This is a genomic window from Romboutsia sp. 13368 (assembly GCF_018336475.1).
GTDB lineage: Bacteria > Bacillota > Clostridia > Peptostreptococcales > Peptostreptococcaceae > Romboutsia.
On record NZ_CP048741.1, the window covers coordinates 1,624,598 to 1,626,595 of the forward strand.

Annotated in this window: 5 protein-coding genes and 1 pseudogene; 3 read left to right on the forward strand and 3 right to left on the reverse strand. The window is 27.8% G+C overall.

The window, feature by feature from the left end:
• The first annotated feature begins 54 nt into the window (after window positions 1-54).
• From G3997_RS06495 to G3997_RS11705, 3 genes are all read left to right on the forward strand, one after another.
• On the forward strand, window positions 55-273 hold the full coding sequence (locus G3997_RS06495; RefSeq protein WP_296644643.1) for a DUF1659 domain-containing protein: 219 nt from the start codon (window positions 55-57) through the stop codon (window positions 271-273).
• Window positions 274-423: 150 nt separating this feature from the next.
• Window positions 424-651: a DUF2922 domain-containing protein gene (locus tag G3997_RS06500; protein WP_296644645.1), complete on the forward strand. Its 228-nt coding sequence runs from the start codon at window positions 424-426 to the stop codon at window positions 649-651.
• A 6-nt stretch (window positions 652-657) separates the two neighbouring features.
• Window positions 658-804, forward strand: a complete 147-nt coding sequence (locus G3997_RS11705) for a YvrJ family protein (RefSeq protein ID WP_296649454.1) — start codon at window positions 658-660, stop codon at window positions 802-804.
• Between the two features lie 17 nt (window positions 805-821).
• Here the strand turns inward: G3997_RS11705 and G3997_RS11710 are convergent.
• The 3 genes and pseudogenes from G3997_RS11710 to G3997_RS06520 form a co-directional block, all read right to left on the reverse strand.
• Window positions 822-1,076: pseudogene (locus tag G3997_RS11710) on the reverse strand (Mor transcription activator family protein); the annotation flags it as partial.
• Window positions 1,077-1,084: 8 nt separating this feature from the next.
• On the reverse strand, window positions 1,085-1,783 hold the full coding sequence (locus G3997_RS06515; protein WP_296644646.1) for an ATP-binding protein: 699 nt from the start codon (window positions 1,781-1,783) through the stop codon (window positions 1,085-1,087).
• Window positions 1,749-1,998: hypothetical protein (locus G3997_RS06520; protein WP_330616111.1), on the reverse strand; the 250-nt coding region annotated here is incomplete at its 5' end. The genes G3997_RS06515 and G3997_RS06520, both read right to left, overlap by 35 nt.

A 1,998-nucleotide genomic window follows, 5' to 3' on the forward strand; every position in this document is an offset into this window, starting at 1 on the left:
TTTGCTACCGCTACAGTTACATCCGTTGCTTAAATTTAAAAGGAGGTAATACAWATGGTAGTAGAAGGAAAAAATCCAACTTCATTAAGAATGAAATTTGACTTAGGAAGAGATGAATTAACAAACAAGACTAAGGTAAAATCTAGAACCTACTCAAATTTAAAATCTGATGCAACATCTCAAAATATATATGATGTTGCAAAAGCATTAGAAGGACTTCAAGAATTTAGCGTAATAGAAATAGCTAAAATTGAAAACACAACACTAGCGTAGTACGCTCAWWTCACTCAAAAAATAATTTTTAGGAGGTNNNNTTGTATAATAAAAAAATAATGCTACTATTACTAATATAATATTGATTTTAGGAGGAGATAAAATGAAATTGCCATTTCACTCAAAAAATAATTTTTAGGAGGTAATGTTATGGAAATAAAAACAAGATTAGTTATGACTTTTAAAAGCTCAGATGATAAAAAGGTGTCTATATCAGTTGACAACCCAAGAGAAGATTTAGCAGAAAGTGAAATAAAGGAAGCTATGAATACTATAATAGAAAAAGATATCTTCTCACCTAATGGYGGGTCTTTAGTACAAGCAATATCTGCTAAGGTTGTTCAAACTGATACTACTGACTAYGATTTAGAATTGTAATAATCTATGGATGCAAGTTTACAAACTCTTGTAGCTAATGTAGGATTTCCTATAGCTCTTAGTATGTATTTACTAGTWAGAATTGAAGGAAAACTAAATAGTCTTACAGATAGTATAAATAAGCTTTCACACAATATAACTATAATAAAATAAGAGGGAATTTCCCTCTTATTYTTAGAATTAATAATATTATATATTTGAGTTCTGCTCATACCAAACTTTTTAGCAGTCTCGTTATAATCTCCCCTAAAGCTTTCTCTAATCTTTCTRTTTCTATATAGCTTGTTMACCATTTCTATAGTTGGAACATAAAAYAAAGTTCCACCATACATTTGAACTAAATACCTAAAGCCTTCAATACCAATATTATCTACCARTTCTTTATATCTACCAGGAATATCTTTAACAGTTAAATGCTCTAGCATATAATCACCTATCCATTAATTCTATAATTAAGTCCATTACCCCTAACCTGAATATTAAACTTATCACACATTTCTAATATCCTGCTGCCAATAGCTTCATCTATTTTTAACAAATCACTTTTATACTTTTCAGTACTTACAATAATTGGCTTATTATTAAAGTATCTGTAGTTTATAATTTCAAAKATAATATTTATATCTGATGGTGTAATATTACCTTTAAATAAATCGTCTATTAATAGAACCCTAGCATTTTTATATCTRTTTAAGTACTTATTGTAAACTACAGGGTCTAATATATTTTGCTTAATAGCTGTCATATCTTCTCTGTAATTCATATAAACAACACCAATACCATTTTGCATAAAATAATTTGCAATAGCCAAAGATAAATGAGTCTTTCCACAACCTGAGCGTCCCATAAAAATTACAGAGTTATATTTATCACATTCTATATCCTTAAAGTTCTTAGCGTAAAGCTTTGCAACAGTATAAATACTTATAGCAAGATTATTTATTGAATAATTAAAATTCTCAAAAGTCTTCTTAGAAAATTCCTCGCTTATACCACTATTTCTTAAAATACTTTCAGCTTCTCTTAAAGCTCTACACTCACAAGGAACAGCTTCATTGTCTACTAATATAAAAGTTCTATCCTTGCACTTATTACATTTATAATTCTCTTGCGTATCTAAGTTGCTCTTCACTTGGCTTTTTATAAATGTACTCATCCTCTGTTTCATATAATGAGGTATGCTTGAACTTTCTAGATGTTTTAATGTCATTTCCATTTGATTTTTCCCCTAATTCTTTATTTTCTTTTTTATTTTTATTTTCTTTTTCTTTTTGTTTTTCTTTTTTCTTTTTTAATGAAGCTAATTTTTCATCAAATTCCATATGACATTTTTTATATTTAAGTTCA

What these genes read in the sequence shown, in the direction of transcription:
- G3997_RS06495 (WP_296644643.1), top strand. Translation starts at nt 55, where the DNA reads ATGGTAGTAGAAGGAAAAAATCCAACTTCATTAAGAATGAAATTTGAC.